The sequence below is a fragment of the Dactylosporangium sp. NPDC051087 genome, from assembly GCF_055586325.1.
This window is the reverse complement of the sequence record NZ_JBVJIJ010000014.1, coordinates 95,742-118,201: the sequence shown is the minus strand read 5'-3', so window position 1 is coordinate 118,201 and position 22,460 is coordinate 95,742. Positions and strand designations below refer to the sequence as shown.

Genomic DNA, 22,460 nt, shown 5'->3' with positions numbered 1-22,460 from the left:
GCCCTTTTGTCGCGACCGTGGAAGCGGCGCTGCGGCTGAATCCGCCCGCGCCGGCCACCGCCCAAACCACAAGCCCCACAGCCCACCCCCGAGACGAAGGCCGGCGGAACTGGCCGGTTCGCGGCCGGGCACCGCACGTGCGGCAGAGTCCGCTGCTGAATCCGCCCACGCCGGCCACCGCCCAAACCACAAGCCCCACAGCCCACCCCCGAGACGAAGGCCGGCGGAACTGGCCGGCTCGCGGCCGGGCACCGCACGTGCGGCAGAGTCCGCTGCCGGGTGGGCGGTCGGAGGTGCGTCGGGGTCAGGGTGCTGGAAGCGGCGCTGCGTCAGAATCCGCCCACGCCGACCATCGCCCGAACCACCGCCCCACAGCCACCCCCGGGAGGCGAAGGCCGGCGGAGCTGGCCGGTTCGCGGCCGGGGGTGTCGGCACGGGAAGCGGGAGCCGGGTGCCGGGGTCAGGGGTGGAGGAGGTGGACGGTCGATGCCTCGATGGTGCGGGCCTCGTCCAGGAGGTCGGCCAGGGTGGCGAAGACCGTGGCGGGCTCGGCGTCGTGGGACTCGCGGGCGGTGGTGGCCATCGCCGACCAGATGGTGGCCGAGGCGCGCAACGCGGTGGCCGCCGTGGTGAGCTCGGGGCGGCGGAGGGTGGCGGCCTCGTCCAGGAACGCGGCGTAGATCGGACGGGTGGCGCCCGGGGCGGTGTTCTGCTCTTCGAGACACTCGTGCACGCGGCGCAGAGCGGACGCGAAGGCGGGCGGGCTCGCGAAGCGGCGGGTGAAGCCTGACTTCGTCGTCGTGTCGCGGAGCTGGGCCGCGAGGCGGGTCATGCCGGCGAAGCCGAAGTTGGCGTCGAAGGCGTTGCCGAGGACCGGGCCGGTGAGGTGGGCGACCGTCGACGCGAGGGCCGAGCCGATGGCGGCGCCAAGATCGGCAGGCCGCCCACCGGCACCGGGCGCCCAGCCACCACGGCCAGAGCCATCACCGCCGAAGCCACCACCACCGGCAGCACCAACGCCAGCAAGGCCTCCGCCGCCAGAGCCACCACCGGCAGCACCACCACCAGCAAGGCCACCGCCGCCAGAGCCACCACCGGCAGTGCCACCACCGGCAGCACCATCACCGGCGATGACCGGCGCGACGGTGAGGCGGTGGTGGCGGCCCTTGCGGTGGGCGGACCAGGCATGCGTGAACGTGTCCACCGGCAGGCTGCGCGGGGCGCCGTCGTGGACCGTGAAGCCGTCAGCGGACTCGCCGGTCACGAGGATGCCGTACGGGTCCGAGTCGACCGCCATCACGGGCGTGGGGTGCCACGGGAGCCGGGCGGCCGAGACCGTGCAGTACACGGGGCGAGCGGCGGCAAGGGAGGCTCTCAACGCCTTCAGAGCGGCCCCCGCGGTGGTGCTGTGGGCCTCGGTGAACGAGTATCCCGAGGCGGGTCAGGACGGTGGGGGCCCAGGGGGCGGGGTGGTGCTGGGCGACGATGGTCAGGACCGGTGGCATGCCGCGGTAGTCGAAGACGGCGGACATGAAGCCGATGCCGCCGCCCAGGCCGCAGATCATCGGCTCGGTCAGGGTGAGCCCGGCGGCGCGCAGCAGCTCGCGCACGACACCGCTCGGCTGGTGGTGCAGCGAAGCGGGGCGCGCGGCAAGGATGTGCCTGCGGGCGGTGGTGTACGACTCGCCGGTGCGGGCACTGCGCTCCCGGACGAGACGCTTCAGGTGCTTGTGGTCGGTCATCGCGAACTGCCTCACCGACGGTCGGGCCGCATCGCCTGCCCACGCGAGCGGGACGGCGACCGTCGTGCGGAGGGTCGGTGGACCGGCCGGGTGCACAGGGGACCGTCCGCGATGGCAGGGACCACCTTCTCCCCCGCGCGGCCGGCGGGCGTGGGCCACCGGTCAAGGGGTACGGCGCACGGCGGCGCCACCCGGCAGCATACCCCCGACCTGTGCTTCACTGGGTTTCGTGGCTGGTGAGCGGCGGTTCGTGGTGCAGCGGCACCGGGCCAGCCGGCTGCACTACGACTTCCGGCTGGAGATCGACGGGGTCCTGGTCAGCTGGGCGGTGCCGAAGGGGCCGACGCTCGACCCGAAGGTGCGGCGGGCCGCGTTCCACGTCGAGGACCACCCGATGGACTACGTCGACTTCGAGGGCGTCATTCCCGCCGGTGGGTACGGGGGCGGCGACGTCATCGTGTGGGACGCCGGGACGTGGGAGCCGTACAAGGACCCGGATCCGGGTGCCGCGGTCGCCGCCGGGGAGCTGCACGCGCGGCTGCACGGTGAGAAGCTGCGGGGCGCCTTCGTCCTGGTGAAGACCAAGCAGGGCAAGGACGACTGGCTGCTGCTGCACAAGCGTGACGAGCACGCCGTGGACGGCTGGGATCCCGAGGAGCATCCGCGGTCCGTCCTCAGTGGACGCACGAGCGAGGAGGTGCTCGCCGACCCCGACCGGCTCTGGGACCCGCACACCGGCGCCCGGCCGCTGAAGGCGAGCGGCGACGAGCTCGAAGCGCTCGACAGGGTGCGTGACGGCGACACGTGGCGGGTCTACGGGCGGGACCTGAGCATCGAGGACCCCGACGGGGTCGTGCGCGGGCAGGCGCCGGTGACGAGGCGGGAGCTGCTGCGGTACGCCACCGTCATGACGCCGACCGTGCTGCCGTACATGCGTGCGGTCACCGCCGATCCCGCCACGCTCGTCGAGACGGCTGACTGGCGGGTGCCGGTCACGGGGATGGCGGTGATCGACCTGGGCGGCGGGAACCCCTGGGCGGACCAGGTGGTCCTCGCGCAGTTGTACCGGACGGCGTTCGAGCACCTGAGGATCCGGGCCGGCATCAAGGTCGGGCCGGGCGTCGAGCTGTGGGTGCCCGCGACCGGCGACCCGGCCGGCTGGATCCGGTCACTCGCGAGGTCGATGGCGGCGGTCATGCCCGAGCTCGCCCATCACGGCGCGCCGGCCGGGCCGACGGTGCTCGCGCCGTACAGCCCGATCGCCGCGCCCGGCGCGCCGGTGTCGACGCCGATCGGGTGGGACGAGCTCGACGACCCGGGGCTGGACCCGGGCGCCTTCACCATCCTGACGGTCCCGGGGCGCCGGGACGAGCGCGGCGACCTGTTCGCCGCCGTCCTGGAGCCGCCCCGGGACCTGCCGGCGCTGGATCAGGTGTAGCCGCACGGCACCACCGGCCGGTGAACCGATCCGGCGCCGGGCCCGTAGTTGCGTGTGCATACAACTACGGCACCTTGGAGCCACCGATGTCCAGAGTCCTCCGCACCTTCGCCGCCCTGCTGATCGGGGCGGTCGCCGCGGTCACCGTGGCCGCCGCGCCGGCGCACGCGGCCGCCATCACCGTCAACGGCAACCGCCAGATCGTCAACGACCTCAGCGGCTTCGCCCTGCAGCAGGAGCCCGGCGTGCCCAGGCCGCGGCTGCAGCAGCGCCCGTACGACCGGGGTCAGGTCCTGCAGTGGTGGACGATCGCCGGCAGCAACGGCATCCATACGGTCCGCCAGTACGGCACCGACAGGTGCCTGGACCTGCCCAGCGACCAGCCCCGCTCCGAGCAGCTGGAGCAGGCCAGCCTCGTGCTGCGCCCCTGCGACGGCACCACCAGCCAGCAGTGGCGCATCTACCCGACGTCGGTCGGGCGGGTGGAGTTCGAGAACGTGCTCAGCCTCAAGCTGATGGACATCCAGAAGGGCCAGGGCACCCAGCTGAACGCCTTCGCGATCCAGAGCTCGGCACTCTCACCCTTCATGGACTTCCGCCTGACCGACTGAAAACCTGACCGACCGAGTCCTTGGTCACCCGACCCCTGCGGCGGCTGCCCTGCCGGCGACCCTGCCGGAGAACAGGCAGCCGCCCAGGAAGGTGCCTTCCAGGGAGTTGTACCCGTGCATCCCGCCGCCGCCGAAGCCTGCCGCCTCGCCCGCCGCGTACACCCCGGGCAGCGGCGTGCCGTCGGCCCGCAGGACCCGTGCGGAGAGGTCGGTGTGCAGGCCGCCGAGGGTCTTGCGGGTCAGGATGTTGAGGCGCACCGCGATGAGCGGGCCCGCCTTCGGGTCCAGCAGGCGGTGCGGGGTCGCGACGCGGATGAGTTTGTCGCCACGGTACGCCCGGGCGCCGCGGATCGCGGTGATCTGCGCGTCCTTGTTGAACGGGTTGGTGAGCTGCCGGTCGCGGGCCTCGATGACGGCCTTCACCTCGGGCGCGGACAGCAGCGACGAGCCGGCGAGGGTGTTCATGCCGGCGACGAGCTCCTCGACGGTCGGCGCGACCACGAAGTCGGCGCCCTTGCGCTTGAAGGCCTCGACCGGGGCGGGCGCGCCGGGGCGGACGCGCTGCAGCACCTGCTTGACGCTGCGGTTCGTCAGGTCCGGGTTCTGCTCGGACCCGGACAGCGCGAACTCCTTCTCGATGATCTTCTGGGTGAGGACGAACCAGCTGTAGTCGTATCCGGTCGCCATGAGGTGCTTGAGGGTGCCGAGGGTGTCGAAGCCCGGATACAGGGGCGCCGGCAGGCGCTTGCCGGTCGCGTCGAGCCACAGCGACGACGGGCCGGGCAGGATGCGGATGCCGTGGTTGGGCCAGACTGGGTCCCAGTTCTGCAGGCCCTCGGTGTAGTGCCACATCCGGTCGGGGTTGATGATCTGCCCGCCGGCGGCCTCGGCGATGCCGAGCATCCGGCCGTCGACGTGGGCGGGGACGCCGGCGACCATCCGTTGCGGCGGGCTGCCGAGCCGGGCCGGCCACGCCTTGCGGACCAGGTCGTGGTCGCCGCCTATGCCGCCGGACGTGACGATGACGGCCTGCGCGGTCAGCTCGAACGCGCCGGTGACGTCGCGGGAGCTGGTCTGTCCACGGTGGACGTCGCTGGGCGCGAGCACGGAGCCGCTGACGCCGGTGACGACGCCGCCGGTCTGCACGAGGCCGTCGACGCGGTGCCGGAAGCGGATCTCGACCAGGGGGCTCGCCTCGACCCGCTTGGCGAACGGCTCGACGACGCCCGGGCCGGTGCCCCAGGTGATGTGGAAGCGGGGCACGGAGTTGCCGTGGCCGTCGGCGGGGCCGCCGCCGCGCTCGGCCCACCCGACGACGGGGAACACGCGGTGCCCCATGGCGCGCAGCCAGGAACGCTTCTCACCGGCGGCGAACTGCACGTAAGCCTCGGCCCAGCGGCGCGGCCACAGGTCCTCGTCCCGGTCGAACGCGGCGCTGCCGAGCCAGTCCTGCCAGGCGAGGTCCACGGAGTCCTTGATCCCCATCCGGCGCTGCTCCGGCGAGTCGACCAGGAACAGGCCGCCGAACGACCACCACGCCTGCCCGCCGAGGCTCTGCGGCGGCTCCTGCTCCAGCAGGATCACCCGCTTGCCCGCGTCGGCGACCTCGGCGGCCGCGACCAGCCCGGCGAGTCCTGCCCCGACCACGATCACATCTGCATCCACATCCTCAGACTAGGCACCGGCGTGCGAGAATCGTGGCGCCGGGAGCAGAATCTCGGCGTCGCTTTGTCATCCTGGTGACAATTCCGGGAGGTGCGCGGTCGACCTCAGCGCAACCGTCCGGGACCGCCTCCGCGGGCTGCGCGAGCGCCTGCACGAGCACACCCTGGCGACGGTGAGTGCGGCGATGCTCGCCCAGGGCCGGTCGCTGACCGGTGGGCAGGGCCGCGGGCTGACGATGGGCGTCGAGACGGCCGTCGACGCGTTCGTGGACACGTTCGTGGCCGGCGGCGACCTGACCCGCACCCGCGCGGTGTTCCACGAGCTGGGCCGCACGGAATATCGCGAGGGCCACCGCATCGACGCGCTGCGCTCGGTGCTGACCGTCGGCGGGCGGGCGATCTGGTCCACGGTCAGCGATCCGGCGGCCGGGCTCGACCGCGGTGACCTGTCCGCCGTGGCGCACGCGCTGTTCGGCTACGTCGACGTGCTCGCCGGTGCCGCCGCCGAGGGGTATCTGGACGAGCAGCAGGACGCGGCGCACGACTGGGCGCTGGTCCGGCGGCGGCTGATCACGCTGCTGGTGCAGCCCGACCCGCCCGGCGACGCCGCCCTGCACGCGGCCGCGGAGGCGGCCCGGTGGCCGCTGCCGGCGGCGGTGACCGTGGTCAGCGTCGAGGGCACCGACGCCGAGCACCTCGCCCGGGCCGTCGGCGGCGGCGCGATCGCCACCGTCATCGACGGTGCCACCAGCCTCGTCGTCCCCGCCCGCGGCGGCACCCCCGAGACGGCCGGCGCACCGGCGGGCGCGGGCCATCCGGGCGGCACGGTCGTCCGGGGTCTCACGGGGCGGCGGGCGGCGGTCGGGCCCGAGGTGGAGCTGCGCCGGGCCCGGATCTCGCACCGGCTGTCCCGGCGGGCGCTGCAGCTGCAGCAGGCCGGTCTGCTGCCCGACGGCGTAGCCGGCTGCGACGAGCACCTCGTGACCCTGCTCTGCGTGTGGGAGCCGGGTGTCGCGGACCGGCTCGCCGCCCGCGCCCTCGCACCCCTGGCGGCGGCGACCCCGGCGGCGCGGGAGGTGCTCGCGGAGACGCTCCTGCAGTGGCTGCGCTGCCAGGGCCAGGTCATCCCGACCGCGGCGGCGCTGCACACCCATCCGCAGACCGTCCGCTACCGGCTCCGCAAGCTCCGGGAGGCGTACGGCGCCCGCCTCGACGACCCCGATGAGCGCCTCGCGCTGCAGCTCGGCCTGCGGCACCACCTCGGCGCACGGTAGCGGCCCCGGCCGGCGGTCCCGGCACACCGGCCGGGCGGGATCCGCGGCAGCGGACCGCAGGCGTCCACTGTGGACGCTGCGAGCGCCGGGGCCTCCCGTGGCGTCCGGCAGGCGTTCGCGCAACGGCGCCCCGCACCGGTCGCAGCGACCGGCATCGACACGGTTGTGACGCAGGCCACAGTGACCCACGCGGCGTTCCACCCCGTCAAAGGAGTGAGCGGAGGAGGACACGGGTGGAGCTGGAGCTACGGTCGCGGCTGACCGACGAGCTGTCCGCCGGGCCGGAGCCGCCGATCGGGGACCTGGTCGCGGCGTCGATGCGGCAGGGCCGGCGGCTGCGGGTGGCGCGGCGGCTGCGGATGGGCGGGATCGCCCTGCTGGCCGTGATCCTCGCGGCGGGCCTGGCCGGCGGGGCCGTCCTGCTGCGACCGGCGGCGCCGCAGGTCGTCACGCCCGCCATGGGGACGGATCCGCTGGTGCCGGCGACGCCGGCCGGGCTGCTGGTGCTGCTGGAGTCGCTGCTGCCGGAGGGCGCGACCAGCGGCTACGCCGCCGCCCCCGACGGCCTGATGGTGCAGGTGTATCTGGACACCGGCCACGGCCCGGGCATGCTGCGGGTCGCGGTCGGCAAGGACGCCGCCGGTCCGGCCGGCACGGGCAGCCGGGCCGTCATGGACGGCGGGGGCGCCGTCACCGGCCCGGTGCGGCGCGCGGACGGCGCCGAGGTGACCGTCGTCTTCCTGCCGGACAACTGCGTGCAGCGCACGGTGGTGCTGCTCGACCGCCCCGACGGGATCGTCGTGCAGGTCAGCATCGCCGCCTGCCTCGCCTGGGACGGCACCGGCAACCTTCCGGGGCCGCAGGTGCTGACCGCCGTGCAGGCCGAGGCCGTGGCCGCCGACCCGCGCTGGGGCGTGCTGATCCCCCGGTCCCTCGCCGACGAGGGCGCGGCCAGGCACCCGACCCTGCCGGGGCTGACATGACCGGCGCCGACGCGGACTTCGTGGAATACGCGCGGGCGGCGGCGCCGAGGTTGCGGCGCACCGCCTACCTGCTGTGCCACGACTGGCACCTGGCGCAGGACTTCACCCAGACGACCCTGGCCAAGCTGTTCGTGAGCTGGCGGCGGATCCAGCGGCGCGACTCCCCCGACGCGTACGCGCGGAAGGTCCTGCTGCGGGTGTTCCTCGACCACCAGCGGCGCAGCAGCAGCCGGGAGCTGGTCGTGGCGCACATCGCCGAGGCGGAGGCGCCGGCGGACCAGCCGGAGCTGCGGCTGACGCTGCTGGAGGCGATGGGCCACATCTCGGCGCGGGACCGGGCGATCCTGGTGCTGCGGTACTGGGAGGACCAGAGCGTCGACACCGTCGCGGACCTGCTCGGCATCTCCGCCGGCACGGTGAAGTCGCAGAGCGCCCGCGGCCTGGCCAGGCTGCGCCGCCTGCTCGGCACCACCGAACTGGCCCTGCGCGACTGAGCCCGGGCCGCCCGGACCTCAGCGGATCGCGAAGACGGCCAGGCCCTCCGGGGGCTCCTCGTGCACCTCGACGAGGGTGACCGACGCCTCGGCCGGGCCGTGCCGGGTCCACGCGACGAGCCGCTCGACCGCCTCCAGGGGCCCCTCGAAGACCGCCTCGACCCGGCCGTCGTCGAGGTTGCGGACCCATCCGCCGAGCCCGGCGCCGGAGGCGACCCGCCGGCAGGTGTCGCGGTAATACACGCCCTGGACCCGTCCCGACACCAGCACCCGCCTGCGTTCCATGCTGCGACGGTACGTCAGGGGGACGGCCGGTCGGGCAGCAGGCGCTCCTCGTGGTCGAGCTCCCGCTCCAGGACCCGCAGGCCCTCGTCGGGGAGGGTGCCGGCATCGCGCCAGCGCAGCAGCTCCTCGCGCTGGGCGTCCATCGCCGCCCGCCGGATGCGCAGCGCCGCCTCGTACCGTGGCGACACCGGCATCTCCGGGGACTCGGCGTTCTGCAGCAGGTCGAGGCGACCCTGATAGCGGGCCAGCCGCTGGCCGAGCAGCCCTCGCATGACCTGGATCGCCTCGGCCTCGGCGGCGGCCTCCTCCGGGTCGCGGTGCGCGGCGTCGTCCGGCTCCTCGAGGTCGTCGAGGCGTTCGAGGGCGGCGCGGACGGACGCCGAGCGGGCCTCGTTGCGCAGGCGGGCCTCGTCGACGGCGTCGGCGCGCAGGCCGAGGCGGCGCACCAGCGGCCCGAACGTGAGCCCCTGCCCGACCAGCGTCACCAGCACGACGACCAGCGTGCAGAAGAGCAGCAGGTCCCGGTCGGGCGTGATCCTCGGCAGCGTGAACACGGCGGCCAGGCTGATCACCCCGCGGGTCCCGGCCCAGCTCAGCGCCGTCACCTCGCGGCCGGTGAGCTTGTCGGAGTGCTGCCCGGTGCCCAGCCGCGAGTGCAGCGACCTGGGCAGCGACTGGGTCAGCAGCAGCCACAGCGGCCGGATGAGCAGCACCGCCCCGACCGACACGGAGACCGCGATGGCGATGGTGGACAGCTCGTACTCCTGCAGCCCCCGGATCACCTCGGGCAGCTGCTGGCCGATGAGCAGGAACACGAAGCCTTCGAGCAGGAAGTCGACGAGCCGCCAGACGGCGCTGGTCTGCAGGCGGCTGGCGCCGGAGCCGGCGCGGGGCGCGTGGTGGCCGACGACGAGCCCGGCGACGACGACGGCCAGGACGCCGGAGACGTGCAGGTGCTCGCCGAGCAGGTACGCGGCGAACGGCGTGGCGAGCGAGACCGCGTTCGCGGACATCGGGTCGCGGGTCAGCGGGCGCAGCAGCCGGACGACGTAGGCGATGGCGGCGCCCGCGGCGGCCCCGCCGGCGGCCGCGACCACGAACTTCCAGACGGCCGCGGTCGCGGAGAAGGAGCCGCCGACGACCGCCGCCGACGCGAAGCTCAGGATGGTGAGGGCGGTGGCGTCGTTGAGCAGGCCCTCGCCCTGGATGATGGTGACGAGCCGCTGGGGCAGCCCGACCTTGCGCCCGACGGCGAGGGCGGCGACCGGGTCGGGCGGGGCGGCGGCGGCGCCGACCGCGATCCCGGCGGCGAGGGTCGCCCCGGCCACCCAGTGGTGGAAGCCGTATCCGATGGCCAGGGCGGTGATGAGCACCAGGATCACCGACAGGCTGACCACGATCCGGACGTTGCGCCGGATGGCCAGCAGCGACGAGTCGAGGGCGGCGCTGTACAGCAGCGGCGGCAGCACGAAGGTCAGCACGATGTCCGGCTCGAGCACCACGTTGGGGCCCGGCAGCAGGGCGTAGGTGATGCCGACGACGGGCAGCAGCGCCGCGGCGGGCAGTCCGGTGCGCCCGGCGAACCAGCGCACCACGACCACGACGGCTACCGCGGCGAGGACGAACAGCAGCAGCGTCTCGGCATCCACCACCCCATTGTCAGGGTTTACCGGGTGGATGCCTTCACGGACGGCGACTTCGTCGGGGTCGCACCCGGGGCGACGGCGGCCTGGTCGGCGTTGTTGTTGACCATCTCGGGGTGGGCGGCGACGAACGGGCCGACCTCGTCACGGATGATCGCGGTCAGGAGCTCCTTCGCGGTGTCGTCGAGGATCTCGTAGGACTGCCCGCCGATCGTCTCGGAGTGGTAGTCGCCGTTGTTGACCTTCAGCGTCACCATCTGGTCGGGTTTGATGCCCTTGAGGGTGAAGATCCAGTCGGTGAGCTGGATGCCGTTGTTGTAGAAGGAGACCGCGTTGCCCATCTTGTTGAGCATCTCGGTGACCTTGAGCGGGTTGAGGATGACCCCGGTGCTGGTCGCCTTCTTCACCATCGCCTTGATGAACTGCTGCTGGTGGCGCTGCCGGCCGTAGTCGCCGTCGTTGTTGGCGAGCTTGTCCCGCTGCCGCACGTAGTCCAGGGCCTCCCAGGCCTCCATGTCGTAGCAGCCGACCTCGTAGGTCTGGGCGCGCATGTTGGGCTTGAGGGTGGTGGGGAGGTCGTTGACGAAGTTGTAGGGCACCCCCTCCTTGCCCGTCTTGGTGTTCCAGCCGGTGTGGATGGAGATGACCCGCTCGTCGACGCACATGTGCACGCCGCCCATCGCGTCGACCAGGCCCTTGAAGCCGTCGAAGTTGACGATCGCGGCGCCGTTGAACTTCAGGCTGCCGCCGGCCAGGTTGCTGACGGTGGTGGCGAGCAGCTCGAGGCCGCCGTCGCGGCCGCCGCCGTTCTCCGAGCCCGCCGCGAACGCGGCATTGATCTTGGCGGTGCCGCCGGTGTACTTCGTCTTCGCGAACGCCGGGATCCTGACCCTGGTGTCGCGGGGGATCGACGTCAGGTAGACGGCGTCGTGGCTGGCGGGGATGTGGGCGATGATGATCGAGTCGGCGCGGGAGCCCATCTCGGCGTTGTCGGGGCGCTCGTCGACGCCGACGAGCAGCAGGTTGATCGGCCCGTTGATGGTGTTGCCCTCCGCGGCGGCCTCACCGAGCCCGCCGGTGTGGGTGATCTCGTCGCTGTAGTGATCCAGCAGCAGCTTGCCGCCGATCAGCCCGCCGCCGCTGGCCACTAGCAGCAACGCGCCCAGCACGAGCAGCAACTTCGCCCACAACGGGTCTTTGCGCTTCTTCGCCTCGCCGCGCTTCTTCGCCACCGCACGCCCTTCCGACCGTCGAACTCAACCTGAAGACGGAACCGGGGCGTGCAACGTTGCGTCTCGCTTCTCGGGTCGGCCGTCTCCGACGATAGCGCCGCCGAGTTTCCACTGGTCGCCCGGTGTTCACCTGCCGGACCTTCACGCAGTGTGGCGCTGGTCACCCGTCGGCGCGGTCCACGACCTCACCGGAGGGGCGGCGGGGGGACGCGGGAGCGGCGCCCGCGCGGCCGGGGACGCCGACGCGGACGACCATCGCCGGGTGGCCGACGTCACCGAGCATCCGGCGCAGGACGGTCCGGGCCGGCTCGACCTCGATCAGGTCGCTCATCGGCGAGGCGGCCAGCCCGTCGCCGGTCGCGGTGAGCAGCACCGCCGACAGCGCCTCGCCCGCCGCGATCCAGTCCCGGGGCAGGTCGCCGCGGGTGACGAGGACCGCGTAGCGGGCGTGCCGGTCGGCGACCTCACCGCCGGTGTAGACGCTGGGCCGCTCGGCGGTGCCGGTGAAGTCGCGGATCGGCACGGTGCGCGGCCCGGACCCGGCGGCGGTCGCCGGGGGCACCCCGTCGGCGTCGCCGTCGCGGACCCACGCCGCGAGCTCCGCGCGGTACGCCGGGTCGCCCTCCTCGACGTCGGCGGCGTGCCCGGCGGCGACCATGACCCCGACGAGGTCCTGCGGGCGGACCAGGTGCAGGTCGGCGCCGGCGGCTGCGGCGGCCTCGCGGAGCCGGTCGAGGGCCGCGTCCGGCACGTCCTGGTCGGCGAACGGCCGCCGGTCCGTGCGCCGGATGCCCATCGCCCGGCGCAGCCGCTGCGGCCCGGGGGCCCGGTCGGCGGGGCCGGTGTGCCGCAGCGTGGCGAGCAGGTCGGGGTCGTCGGCGTCCGGCAGGTACGCCACCTCGCCGCCGATCCCCTCGGCGGCGAGCGCGACCCGGGCGTGGTGCAGCGCGGCGCCGCAGCTGAGGGTCAGCAGCCGGCCGTCGGGGTCGATCACCGGCAGCTGCCGGGTCCGGTCGGCGCGCAGCTGCGCGGTGTCGCCGTCGATGCGCCAGCGCCACGGCTGGGTGTTGAGGATCGACGGCGCGTCGAGCGCGGCGAGGACGGCGTCGGTCAGCGCCCGGCCGGCCGGAGTGACCCGCACGGCGGTGCCGCGGTCGGTGTACTGGATGGCGGCCATGACGGGCTCCTTCGAGGTGTTCGGATTGTCGGCACCTCCACCGTCGCGCCTCGGGCGGGCGGCGGGCAGTGCACAGGTGCCCGGATCGGGCGGGACTTTCGGCCCCTGCTGTCCGGGCCGGGGAGACTGCGGTGCACGGGCGGCCGGGTGGCCGCTGCACGCCTTAGGCGGCGACGGCCGGCTGCGGGGCGGGGGTGCGGCGCGGGCGGGGCAGCCAGCGGACGGCGTCCGCGGTGCGCGGGTCCGAGCCGTAGGCGAGCAGGGTCAGGAACACGCCGTAGACGGGCAGGTGGCCGAGCAGCTCCGGGGCGCCGAAGATGAGCAGCGTCGCGTTGAACGGGACCGCCGCGACCAGCATCGCCAGCTGCGGCATCGCGCCGGACAGCACCAGCAGGCCGAACAGCAGCTCGGTGGCGCCCGCCACCAGGATGAACGTGTCGGCGGGGACGTGCAGCCCGAGGTAGGCGAAGACGTCCAGCTGCGGGTAGTGCTCGAGCGTCGCGCGGGCCATCGCCGGGTTGGCGAGCTTCTCCGAGAACGCGAGGGTCACCAGGGCGGTGGCGACGCCGACCCGCAGCGCGAGCAGCGCCCGGCGCAGGACCCGCGGGTCGGCGGTGACGGCGCCGTGCCGGTCGCCCGACGGCGGCAGGAACGCGAGGAACCCGGCGATGCCGAGCAGGTCGGCGGCCTCCAGGAGGCTGACCGGTCCGGTCGCGGCGAGCGCGACGGGCCCCACGACGACGAGGAGCAGGGCGGCGGGTCGCAGCCGGTACCCGGTGATGAACCAGACGCCGAGCGCGCCCTCGACGACCGCGAGCAGCGCCGGTGCGGGCAGCCGCGTCAGCTCCAGGTCGGCGGCGAGGAAGTAGCCGCGGGCGGCGAGCGTGAGCAGGCTGACGCCGAGGTGGATGGCGAGCAGCCGCGGCAGGTAGGGCGTGATCCGGCCGATCGGGCGCAGGATGGTCAGCTCCGGGGTGCCGACCCGCCGCCCGGCGGCCCGCCACGCGACGGTGACCGCGATGACGAGCGCGAGCGCGGCGAGCGTCCCGGGCCGGGTCGCGAACGACCAGTCCGGCGTGTACGCCGACGGGTCCTTCAGGAACCACTTCTCGTGCGCCAGCACCGTGTCGTCGAGTTGCATCGGGTCGCCTCCTGCGTCCGCCGTTCGTCCTTGCCGCATTCAGCATCGGCAACGACGGGGGCACGGCTCAGGGCCGAAGGTCCCGTCCCGCGCGGGACGTCGGCCACCTGGCCGTCCGCTCCTGGGACGCCCGGGGAGTGGGGCGGCGCGTGGGCAGGGTGGTGCGGGCCGGGGCTCAGCCGCCCGCCGGACGGCGGCTCAGCCGTCCACCGCGATCCAGGTCGCGCCGGACAGGGCGAGGACCGCGCCGTCGGGCCCGTACAGGGTGGACAGCACCGTCGCCTTGCGCCCCTCGGATCCGACGTGCCTGCCGACGACGACGCACTCGGCGCCCGGCGCCGGGACCGCGTCCACGACCGTGGTGATGCGGCCCAGCACGTACGGGCGGCCCAGCGTGAGCACGGACCACCCGCCGGGGCAGTCGAGGGCGGCCCACACCATGACCTGCGACACGTCCTGCGGGACGCGCCACGGGGTCGCGGTGCGGCCGTCCTGGAGGGGGCCGGGGAACAGGGCGAGGCCGTCGGTGCGGTCGGGCCCGCAGACGTAACAGGTCGGGAAGGGGTGCGCGGTGAACCCCGGGTAGTGCCGCGACGCCTCGACCGCCGCCTCGAACGGGACGGCCTCGACCGGGTCGGGCCTGCCGAGCTGCCCCGACCGGGCGGACGCGACCAGCGCCCCGCCGTCGTGCACCTGCGCCGTGTCTCCGCTGGTGCTGACGGTGAGCTCGGTGTCCAGCGGCGGCGGCCGCCGCAGCGTGACCTCGACGTGCGGTCCCTGCAGGTGCGCCGCGACCAGCCCGGCCGTGTAGCCGCCGTTGCCGGAGCCGGGTGGGCCGTTGAACCGCGCCGGGATGATCATGTTGCCCCTTCACGTACGCTGCCCGCATGGACGGCTTTCCGCGTTTCGACGTGCCGGGGCAGGTGGCCCTGGTGACCGGGGCCGCGCGGGGCCTCGGCCGCGCGATCGCCCTCACCCTCGCACACGCGGGCGCCGACGTCGCGCTCGGGCTGCGTGACCGCTCCGCCGACGCGGGCCTCGCCGACGCGGTCGCGGCGCTGGGCCGCCGGGTCCTGCCGCTGCAGATGGACGTCACCGACGTGACGCAGGTCCGGGCCGCCGTCGACGCGACGGTCGAGCACTTCGGCCGGCTCGACATCCTCGTCAACAACGCCGGCATCGCCCCCGAGAACCCCGCCTCCGACGTGACCGAGGCCGACTTCGACCGCACCCTCGACGTCAACCTCAAGGGCACCTTCTTCGCCAGCCAGGCCGCCGGCCGGGTCATGATCGGCCAGGGCTACGGCCGCATCGTCAACATCGGCTCCCAGGCGGGCGCCGTCGCCCTCCCCGGCGAGTCCGTGTACTGCATGACGAAGGCCGCCATCTCGCACCTGACCCGCTGCCTCGCCGTCGAGTGGGGCCCGCACGGCATCACGGTGAACGCGGTCGCCCCCACGTTCATCCACACGCCGGGCACGGAGGAGTACCTCGCCGATCCCGCCCACCGCGGCGACGTCGTCGAGCGCATCGCCGCCCTGCACCGCATCGGCGAGCCCGTGGAGGTCTCCGGCGCCGTCCTCTTCCTCGTCTCCCCCGCCGCCTCCCTCATCACCGGCGAGACCCTCCTCATCGACGGCGGCTGGACCGCCCGCTGACCTCGTGGAGGCAGCACCGGCGGGCCCGGACCGCGGCGCGGTCAGGATCCGGCGACCGGCAAGGGCGGGTCTGACGGCACGGTGGTCAGGGCGCGTGCGCGGCGGCGGGAGACGGACCAGGCGCGGACGGCCACGATCGGCACGACGAGCGCCGGGGTGACGATGGGCAGGAAGGCGCCGGCGCTGCCGCCCCGGGTGACGGCCACCGTGTAGCCGTCCTCGGCGAGCCGCCGGCCGACGCCGGACTCCAGGACGTCGTAGGCGATGAACACGGCGAGCCCGATCCAGGCGGGGGCCAGCGCCGCGGCGAAGGTGGCGACGCCGCGGTACCAGCGCGGCAGGAACGGGATCGCCACGACGAGGGCGGCCAGCAGGACGATGACGGCGGGCCAGGCGAGCGCGGCGCCGCCGAGCTCGAACGCCGAGTAGGTGACGCGCTCCGCCGTGCCGTCGCGCAGGCCCCAGTAGCCGGCGCCGATGTCGGGGGCGGTCAGCAGCGTGATCCCGGCGACGACGGCGACGAGCACCTCGACGTCGTGGGGGCGGGCGACCAGCAGCGCGAGGATCAGCGTGAGCAGCGCCACGCCGAGGACGCCCAGGACCCAGCCGCCCATCGCGTACGCGCCGACGGCACCGTCGCTGACCTCCGGCGTCGGGGTGACCGCGGGCAGGTTCGCCAGCGCCAGCCGCTCGTCCAGCCGGTGGATCTTCAGTCGCAGCGCGACCATCAGAGCGGTCATGAGCACGGCGGTGAGCGCCGCGGGCGGGCCGACGACCGGGCGCAGCGTGGCGGGCGACTTCAGCAGCGCGCCGACCAGGGCGACGAGCAGACCACCGCCGAGGAGGTAGGCCATCCAGTACACCGGTGTCTGCGGGCCGTGCAGGCCGGCCAGGGTCCACGAGCGGCCCGGGTGGGTGTCGACGAACGCGATCCGGCCGCCGAAGAACAGCAGCACCGTCGCGACGATCGACAGGAACGTCAGCCCCAGGACCGGCCGGGACGGCGGTGCCTCGGCCGGGCCGCGCCGCCGGCGCAGCACCGCCAGCGTGAGCAGCAGCCCGAGCACCGTCAGCACACCGGCCGCCGTCAGCACCTCGACGATGGTGGCCTCGCCCGATGACGGTGCCAGTGGCGGTGCCAGATCCTCCATGCGGTCCCCCCGGGTCGACCGCCGATCGTAGAGGAGAAACCGGCGGGCCGGTGCCCCGCGTCAGCCGGCTACCTGCAGGGCGACGCGGCCCGCCCGGGTCTTCTTCGCGGCGTACATGGCGGCGTCGGCGCGGGCGATCAGGGTGTCGGCGTCGACGGTGCCGGAGCGGGCCCAGCTCACGCCGATGCTGGCCCGCGGCAGGATCCGCGCCGACTCGAACTGCAGCGCGGCGCCGTCCGCGGCGATCGACGTGGCGAGCGTCTCCCCGATCAGGCGGGCCTGCGGCGGTCCGGCGACGCCGCGGCAGACGACGACGAACTCGTCGCCACCGAACCGGCCGACCACGTCGCCGTCGCGGACCGCGGCGCGCAGCAGGGCGCCGACGTGGGCGAGGAGCCGGTCCCCGGCGGCGTGCCCGTGCCGGTCGTTGACCTGCTTGAACTCGTTGAGGTCGACGAAGACGACGGCGACGCCGCGGCTCGCGACGGTGAGCAGCTCCTCCAATGTGGACAGGGTCGCGGCGCGGCTGCGGCAGCCGGTGAGCACGTCGTACGTGGCCTGCCGGTGCAGCTCCTCACGCATGCGGACCGCGTCGGTGACGTCGGTGAGGCAGATGATGGCGCCGGTCACCTGGCCGTCGGGGGCGGCGAGCGCGCGGACCTTCGCGTCGACGCGGCGCAGGCCGGTGCCGGCGTGCCGGAAGCCGTACTCCAGGTCGGCGTCGCCGCCGTCGCGCAGGACACCGTCGAGGGCGGCGGTGACGGTGGACAGGTCGCCGGGGACGACGCCACCGGCGAGGCGGGGACCGTCCAGGACGTCGCCCTCGGCGGTGCCGACGGTCCGGGCGGCGCGCGCGTTCTGGTAGACGATGCGGCGGTCGGCGTCGATCTGCACGATGCTCATCGGCAGCGCCTCGGTGAGCCGGCGCAGCAGTTGCTCGCTGGCGCGCAGCGCCTCCCCGGCGGCCATCTCGTCGGTGATGTCGAGCATCTCGCCGAGGACGTGCGGGTCGTCGGCGTCGCCGAGGAAGCTGTGGTTGGTGATCTCGAACCAGATGGTGTGCCCGTCGCGGTGCAGGTGCCGCAGCCGCACCCGGCGGGCGTCACCGGACGGGACGGTGAGCAGGTCCATCCAGCTGGAGATCGCCCGCTGGTGGTCGTCGGGGTGCACCAGGTCGATGGCGCGCCGGCCGACGAGCTCCTCGGCGGTCCAGCCGAGCAGCAACGCGACGCCCGGGTCGGCGCCGGTGATGACCGCCGTCTGGTCCTTGCGGACGGTCACCAGCCGCGGGCGGACCACGTCCACGCCGAGGGCCTCCGGCTGCTCCTCGAGTCCCGTGATGCAGCAGGTGTACAGGCCGAAGCGGTGCGTCGTGTCGATGATGTGCATCCGGGCGACGACGGCGGGCGCGGCGCGGAGACGGAACAGGCAGCTGCTGGCGCCCTCGGTCATGGCACGGTGCCACGCGTCGACGACGACCGGCTGGTCCTCGCCCATGACGAAGCCGAGCGCGGAGGACGGCCCTTCGAGGGGGCGCAGCCCCGTGCGCCGCAGCTCGTCGGGCAGCGGCGCGAACAGGCCCTGGACCGTGACGGCGCTGACGAACGCGTCAGGGTGCTCCGCCCGTACCGCGGCGAACACCGCGTCGCGAGCGGCCGCGTCCATCGTCGATCCGATCATGCCTGCGTCATCGGCGGGCCCCGTGCCCGCTGAAGGACTATCCCGCCGCCTGCAGCTCATACTCGTCGCGGGCGGCCATGATGTGCTCGATGTTGTCCTCGGCCCAGGTCTTGAGCGCGCCGAGGACCGGGGCGAGGGACCTGCCGAGGTCGGTCAGCTCGTAGTCGACGCGGACCGGCACCGCGGCGGTGACGGTGCGCTTGACGAGACCGTCGCGCTCCAGCGCGCGCAGCGTCTGGGTCAGCATCTTCTGGCTGGCGCCGGCGATGCGCCGCCGCAGCTCGCTGTGCCGGCGCGGGCCGTCGGCGAGCGCGTTGACCAGCAGGCCGGCCCACTTGTCGGCGATCGTGGCGAACACCTCCCGGGTCGGGCAGGCGGCCATGTAGGCGTCGTAGAGGACCTTCGCCTCGGCACGTTGCTGCTCGGCACTCTTCGGCATGGTGTTCCCTCCGCATCCCCTGGGCACTTTCAGGTGCCTGGTTTCGAACAGTACCTGCCCCGTTCAGGCTGTTCCTCGTCAGAAGGATCGACAAAGGGGGAAACCAGTCATGCGAATGGTCGAGGCACAGGGGTACGGCGGGATCGGCACGCTGCGGGTCGTGGAGCGGCCGGCGCCGGAGCCGTCCGGCGGCAGGGTGCGCGTGCGGGTGGCCGCCGCGGCGGTCAACCCGGTCGACACCGCCACCCGCGCCGGCTACACCGCGGCGCTGCTGCCGGACCTGACCGGGCCGTTCGTGCCCGGCTGGGACTTCGCCGGGGTCACCGACGACGGGCGGCGGGTCGCCGGGTTCGTGCCGTGGTTCGAGCAGGGCGGCACCGTCGGCGCGTACGCGTCGGAGCTCCTCGCGGACCCTGCCTGGTTCGCGCCGGTGCCAGCCGGCACCGACCTGGTCACGGCGGCGACGGTGCCGTTGAACGCGGTCACCGCGGCGCAGGCGCTGCGCCTGGCCGGGCTCACCGCCGGGCAGTCGCTGCTCGTCACGGGGGCGAGCGGCGGCGTCGGCGGGTTCGCGGTGCAGCTGGCGGTCGCCGCCGGGCTCGACGTGACCGCGGTCGCGTCCACCGGCGACGAGGACTTCGTCGCGGGGCTCGGCGCGAAGACGGTGCTGCCGCGGACCGCCACCCCGGCGTCGGGGGCGTTCGACGGGGTGCTCGACGCGGCGTCGGTGCCGGCGGCGATCGGCGCCGCCCGCGACGGCGGAGCGTTCGTGGCGGTCACGGACTTCGCCGCGCCGCCCGCCGAGCGGGGTGTGCGGGTCGGCACCGTGCACGTCACCCCCGAGCCGGGGCTGCTCGCCGAGCTGCTCGGCGCGGGCCTGGTCACCCGGGTCGCCGGCACGCTGCCCCTGGAGCAGGCGGCGGAGGCGCACCGGCGGCTGGAGGCGGGTGGCCTACGCGGCAAGCTGGTGCTGACCGCCTGAGCGGACGAGATCCGGCGCGGGCCGGCCGAAGTGGTACCCCTGGACGAAGCGGTAGCCCAGCCGGTACAGCTCCTCGGCCTGCGCCGCGGTCTCGACCCCTTCGGCGATCGCGGTCAGCTGCAGGTGGTTGCTCACGTCGATGAGCGCCCGCGCGATCACGGCCTGCCGGTTGGGCGTGCCGACGTGGTCGACGAACGACTTGTCGACCTTGAGGATGTCGACCGGCGCCGTCTGCAGCAGCCCGAGCGACGAGTGCCCGGTGCCGAAGTCGTCCAGCGCGATCCGCACCCCGAGCGCGCGGACCGCCCGGAGCGTCTCGAGGGCTGTGTCGCTGTCGAAGACCGCCGTCTCGGTCACCTCGACGACCAGGAACCGCGGCGGCAGGCCCGTCTCGGTGAGGATTTCCGCGACGGTACCGGCGAAGCCCGGCTCCGACAGCTGCCGCGCGGACACGTTGACGCTCACCCGCTGCGGCGCGTCCGGGCCGAGGGTTTCCCGCCAGTACGCCATCCGCGTGCACGACTCGCGGAGGATCCAGGCGCCGAGCTCGAGGATCAGGCCGTTGTGCTCGGCGACCGGGACGAAGTCCGCCGGGCTGACCAGGCCACGCGCCGGGTGCCGCCAGCGGACCAGCGCCTCCACCGCCACGGTCTCCCCGGACGGCAGGGCGACGATCGGCTGGTACGCCATGAAGAACTGCGACTCGTCCAGGGCGGTGCGCAGGTCGGCGCCGAGCTCGGCGTGCTCGGTCGCGCGCAGGTCGAGATCCGGGTCGAAGCGCCGGACCCGGCCGCCGGTCTCCTTCGCCGCGTACATGGCGACGTCGGCGCGGCGCAGCGGCTCGAACGGGTCGTCGGTGCCCAGGCAGTCCGCGAGGCCGACGCTGGCGCGCACCAGCAGCCGGTGCGCCCCGACCAGGAACGGCTCCTGCAGGACGTCGGCGTAGGCGGTCGCGTCGCCGGACGGCACCAGCAGCGCGAACTCGTCGCCGCCGAGCCGTGCCACGGTCTCGCCCGGGCGGGCCACCGACCGCAGCCGCTCGGCGACGGCGACCAGCAGCCGGTCGCCGACGCCGTGGCCGAGCCGGTCGTTGATGCCCTTGAAGTCGTCGAGGTCGATCAGCGCGACCGTCGCGGGGGTGCCGAGCGCGGCCCGGATGCGCAGCTCCAGCTCCCGCCGGTTGGCCAGGCCGGTCAGGTCGTCGAGCACGGCGAGCTGCCGCACCTGGTGGACGAGGCCGGCCATCCGTACCCCGACGAGGACGAACAGCACGACGGCGCTGGCCCCGACCGGGAGCCAGTCGACGTGGTCCGGGTGGGTGAGGCCCTGCACGAGGAGCACCCCCGGCGCCAGCAGCGTCGAGCTGGCCAGGGTCAGCAGCCGCACCCAGCCGAACCGCAGCCCGTCCTCGGTGTCGTCCTTCGGCGGTCGCGTGCCCCCGTCCTGCGGGTGCAGCGCGGCGGCCGCCCACAGCACGTAGGACAGCAGCCAGCCCGCGTCGAACAGCCCGCCGTCATAGGAGGTGTACGAGGTGACGATCGAATACACGACGTCGGCGCAGGTCAGCAGGGCGAACGAGGCCGCGAGCAGCCGGACGCCGGGGTCGCGCACCGCGCCGGACACGAGCAGCCGGGCGAGCATGGCCAGCAGCACCACGTCGAACGCCGGGTACGCCAGCGCGACCATGCGCGCGCCGACACCGACGCTGCCGTCGTGCGCGATCGGCTGCATGACGAACGTCCACAGCACCAGGCCGACGCCGGTCGCCACGATCGAGGCGTCCAGGACCGCGGCGCGGCTGCGGCCCGCCCGCTGCCGGACGACGCCGAACACGCCGGCGGCGAGCAGCGGGTACGCGACGAGGTACAGCGCGTCGGCGACCGACGGGAACGGGTCCTCGTGCAGGACGTGGACGTGGTAGCTGTAGACGGCGTCACCGCTCGCCCACAGCAGCGCGCCGGCCGCGAACAGCCACCGTTTCCTGGCGAGCATCACGAGCGCGGCGGACATGCCGAGCCCGTCGTAGATCAGGCTGGCGCCGGGCGACCCGGTGGGCAGCGCGAAGTAGCCGGCGGTCGCCAACAGCCCGGCGACCGTCCACCACATCCACAGCGTCTTCTGCACCCCTGCTGCATCGGCCGCCGCGGGCCCGGTCTGAGCGTGCTTCAGCTCACTGTGACGATGGCGTCGTCGAGCTGTGCCCTCAGCTGCGACCTCGGCCGCGCCCCCACCACCTGGGAGACCAGTTCGCCGCCGCGGAACAGGCTCAGCGTCGGCATGGACATGACCCCGTAGGCCCGCACCGTCTCAGGGTTCGCATCCGAATCGAGCTTCACAATCCTCGCTCTGCCCTCATACTCCACGGCGAGCTCCTCCAGCACCGGCGCCAGCCGGTGGCACGGCGGGCACCACTCGGCCCAGAAGTCCACCAGCACCGGCAGCTCGCTGCCCAGCACCTCGTCCTTGAACGTGGCGTCGGTGACGTCCAGCATCAACCCAGCTCCTTCACGATCGTGGCCCGGATCCGCCGCAGCCGCACGATGTAGTCGTCGATCTCGGCGAGCCGCCTGGTCAGCACCTCGACGGACGCCGGGCACTCGGCGCCGGAGCTGTGCCCCTCCCGGATGCACTCCACGAACGGCCTCGTGTCCTCGAGGTTGAACCCGATCTCCAGCAACGCGCGGATCTCCCGCACCAGCCGCAGATCCTCCTCGTCGTAGTCCCGGTATCCGTTCGAGCTCCGCCTGGCACTGAGCAGCCCCTGCTGCTCGTAATACCGAAGCGCCCGCGCACTCGTCCCGGCCTGCTCCGCCAGCTCACCGATCCGCATGCGGCCAACGGTAAACCTTGACACCGCCGTCAACGC

Annotated in this window: 22 protein-coding genes; 7 read left to right on the top strand and 15 right to left on the bottom strand. The window is 74.1% G+C overall.

The window, feature by feature from the left end:
- Window positions 1–460: 460 nt before the first annotated feature.
- Together ACZ6TV_RS26400 and ACZ6TV_RS26395 are read right to left on the bottom strand one after the other, a co-directional pair.
- Window positions 461–1,297 carry a DUF4872 domain-containing protein gene (locus ACZ6TV_RS26400; protein ID WP_465300127.1) on the bottom strand — a complete coding sequence of 279 codons (837 nt, stop codon included), beginning with the start codon at window positions 1,295–1,297 and terminating at the stop codon, window positions 461–463.
- Window positions 1,245–1,742 (bottom strand): BtrH N-terminal domain-containing protein, encoded by a 498-nt coding sequence (locus ACZ6TV_RS26395; protein WP_465299941.1) that lies wholly within the window; start codon window positions 1,740–1,742, stop codon window positions 1,245–1,247. The genes ACZ6TV_RS26400 and ACZ6TV_RS26395 overlap by 53 nt, the downstream gene beginning before the upstream one ends.
- Window positions 1,743–1,971: 229 nt before the next feature.
- Here ACZ6TV_RS26395 and ligD point away from each other — a divergent pair, with 229 nt between their 5' ends.
- Window positions 1,972–3,180, top strand: a complete 1,209-nt coding sequence (ligD, locus tag ACZ6TV_RS26390; RefSeq protein WP_465299940.1) for a non-homologous end-joining DNA ligase LigD — start codon at window positions 1,972–1,974, stop codon at window positions 3,178–3,180.
- Between the two features lie 86 nt (window positions 3,181–3,266).
- A complete protein-coding gene (locus ACZ6TV_RS26385) occupies window positions 3,267–3,791 on the top strand; it encodes an RICIN domain-containing protein (RefSeq protein ID WP_465299939.1) in 525 nt (174 codons plus the stop codon).
- A 24-nt stretch (window positions 3,792–3,815) separates the two neighbouring features.
- On the opposite strand, the gene ACZ6TV_RS26380 is transcribed toward ACZ6TV_RS26385, so the two are convergent.
- Complete coding sequence (locus ACZ6TV_RS26380; RefSeq protein WP_465299938.1) at window positions 3,816–5,456, bottom strand: FAD-binding dehydrogenase; 1,641 nt, start codon at window positions 5,454–5,456, stop codon at window positions 3,816–3,818.
- A 49-nt stretch (window positions 5,457–5,505) separates the two neighbouring features.
- Here ACZ6TV_RS26380 and ACZ6TV_RS26375 point away from each other — a divergent pair, with 49 nt between their 5' ends.
- The 3 genes from ACZ6TV_RS26375 (at window position 5,506) to ACZ6TV_RS26365 (ending at window position 8,206) form a co-directional block, all read left to right on the top strand.
- Window positions 5,506–6,729: a PucR family transcriptional regulator gene (locus ACZ6TV_RS26375; RefSeq protein WP_465300126.1), complete on the top strand. Its 1,224-nt coding sequence runs from the start codon at window positions 5,506–5,508 to the stop codon at window positions 6,727–6,729.
- 233 nt (window positions 6,730–6,962) lie between these two features.
- Entirely contained in the window at window positions 6,963–7,712 is a 750-nt protein-coding gene (locus ACZ6TV_RS26370; protein ID WP_465299937.1) for a hypothetical protein, read from the top strand.
- Window positions 7,709–8,206 carry a SigE family RNA polymerase sigma factor gene (locus ACZ6TV_RS26365; RefSeq protein ID WP_465299936.1) on the top strand — a complete coding sequence of 166 codons (498 nt, stop codon included), beginning with the start codon at window positions 7,709–7,711 and terminating at the stop codon, window positions 8,204–8,206. The genes ACZ6TV_RS26370 and ACZ6TV_RS26365 overlap by 4 nt, the downstream gene beginning before the upstream one ends.
- A gap of 18 nt (window positions 8,207–8,224) precedes the next feature.
- Here the strand turns inward: ACZ6TV_RS26365 and ACZ6TV_RS26360 are convergent, their stop codons facing one another.
- From ACZ6TV_RS26360 to ACZ6TV_RS26335, 6 genes are all read right to left on the bottom strand, one after another.
- Complete coding sequence (locus tag ACZ6TV_RS26360; RefSeq protein WP_465299935.1) at window positions 8,225–8,491, bottom strand: acylphosphatase; 267 nt, start codon at window positions 8,489–8,491, stop codon at window positions 8,225–8,227.
- A gap of 14 nt (window positions 8,492–8,505) precedes the next feature.
- Window positions 8,506–10,140: a cation:proton antiporter gene (locus tag ACZ6TV_RS26355; protein ID WP_465299934.1), complete on the bottom strand. Its 1,635-nt coding sequence runs from the start codon at window positions 10,138–10,140 to the stop codon at window positions 8,506–8,508.
- A gap of 17 nt (window positions 10,141–10,157) precedes the next feature.
- On the bottom strand, window positions 10,158–11,366 hold the full coding sequence (locus ACZ6TV_RS26350) for an LCP family protein (protein ID WP_465299933.1): 1,209 nt from the start codon (window positions 11,364–11,366) through the stop codon (window positions 10,158–10,160).
- A 160-nt stretch (window positions 11,367–11,526) separates the two neighbouring features.
- Window positions 11,527–12,543, bottom strand: coding sequence for an Acg family FMN-binding oxidoreductase (locus ACZ6TV_RS26345; RefSeq protein WP_465299931.1), 1,017 nt, complete (start codon window positions 12,541–12,543; stop codon window positions 11,527–11,529).
- A gap of 163 nt (window positions 12,544–12,706) precedes the next feature.
- Window positions 12,707–13,684, bottom strand: coding sequence for a hypothetical protein (locus ACZ6TV_RS26340; RefSeq protein ID WP_465299930.1), 978 nt, complete (start codon window positions 13,682–13,684; stop codon window positions 12,707–12,709).
- 198 nt (window positions 13,685–13,882) lie between these two features.
- Window positions 13,883–14,545 (bottom strand): hypothetical protein, encoded by a 663-nt coding sequence (locus ACZ6TV_RS26335; RefSeq protein WP_465299929.1) that lies wholly within the window; start codon window positions 14,543–14,545, stop codon window positions 13,883–13,885.
- 26 nt (window positions 14,546–14,571) lie between these two features.
- Here ACZ6TV_RS26335 and ACZ6TV_RS26330 point away from each other — a divergent pair, with 26 nt between their 5' ends.
- Complete coding sequence (locus ACZ6TV_RS26330) at window positions 14,572–15,342, top strand: SDR family NAD(P)-dependent oxidoreductase (RefSeq protein WP_465299928.1); 771 nt, start codon at window positions 14,572–14,574, stop codon at window positions 15,340–15,342.
- A gap of 41 nt (window positions 15,343–15,383) precedes the next feature.
- Here the strand turns inward: ACZ6TV_RS26330 and ACZ6TV_RS26325 are convergent, their stop codons facing one another.
- The 3 genes from ACZ6TV_RS26325 to ACZ6TV_RS26315 are packed head-to-tail and all read right to left on the bottom strand — an operon-like array spanning window position 15,384 to window position 18,612.
- Complete coding sequence (locus ACZ6TV_RS26325; RefSeq protein ID WP_465299927.1) at window positions 15,384–16,493, bottom strand: hypothetical protein; 1,110 nt, start codon at window positions 16,491–16,493, stop codon at window positions 15,384–15,386.
- 60 nt (window positions 16,494–16,553) lie between these two features.
- A complete protein-coding gene (locus ACZ6TV_RS26320) occupies window positions 16,554–18,173 on the bottom strand; it encodes a diguanylate cyclase (RefSeq protein WP_465299926.1) in 1,620 nt (539 codons plus the stop codon).
- Window positions 18,174–18,210: 37 nt separating this feature from the next.
- Window positions 18,211–18,612, bottom strand: coding sequence for a winged helix-turn-helix transcriptional regulator (locus ACZ6TV_RS26315; RefSeq protein WP_465299925.1), 402 nt, complete (start codon window positions 18,610–18,612; stop codon window positions 18,211–18,213).
- A gap of 109 nt (window positions 18,613–18,721) precedes the next feature.
- Between ACZ6TV_RS26315 and ACZ6TV_RS26310 the strand changes: the two genes are divergently transcribed.
- The gene (locus ACZ6TV_RS26310; RefSeq protein ID WP_465299924.1) at window positions 18,722–19,594 is read left to right on the top strand and encodes an NADP-dependent oxidoreductase; all 873 of its coding nucleotides are present in this window, start codon (window positions 18,722–18,724) and stop codon (window positions 19,592–19,594) included.
- On the opposite strand, the gene ACZ6TV_RS26305 is transcribed toward ACZ6TV_RS26310, so the two are convergent.
- The 3 genes from ACZ6TV_RS26305 to ACZ6TV_RS26295 are packed head-to-tail and all read right to left on the bottom strand — an operon-like array spanning window position 19,565 to window position 22,424.
- Entirely contained in the window at window positions 19,565–21,718 is a 2,154-nt protein-coding gene (locus ACZ6TV_RS26305) for a putative bifunctional diguanylate cyclase/phosphodiesterase (RefSeq protein WP_465299923.1), read from the bottom strand. The two genes, ACZ6TV_RS26310 and ACZ6TV_RS26305, sit on opposite strands and share 30 nt — an antisense overlap.
- A gap of 41 nt (window positions 21,719–21,759) precedes the next feature.
- On the bottom strand, window positions 21,760–22,086 hold the full coding sequence (gene trxA, locus ACZ6TV_RS26300; RefSeq protein ID WP_465299922.1) for a thioredoxin: 327 nt from the start codon (window positions 22,084–22,086) through the stop codon (window positions 21,760–21,762).
- Window positions 22,086–22,424: a MerR family transcriptional regulator gene (locus ACZ6TV_RS26295; RefSeq protein WP_203844090.1), complete on the bottom strand. Its 339-nt coding sequence runs from the start codon at window positions 22,422–22,424 to the stop codon at window positions 22,086–22,088. The genes trxA and ACZ6TV_RS26295 overlap by 1 nt, the downstream gene beginning before the upstream one ends.
- Between the last annotated feature and the right edge of the window lie 36 nt (window positions 22,425–22,460).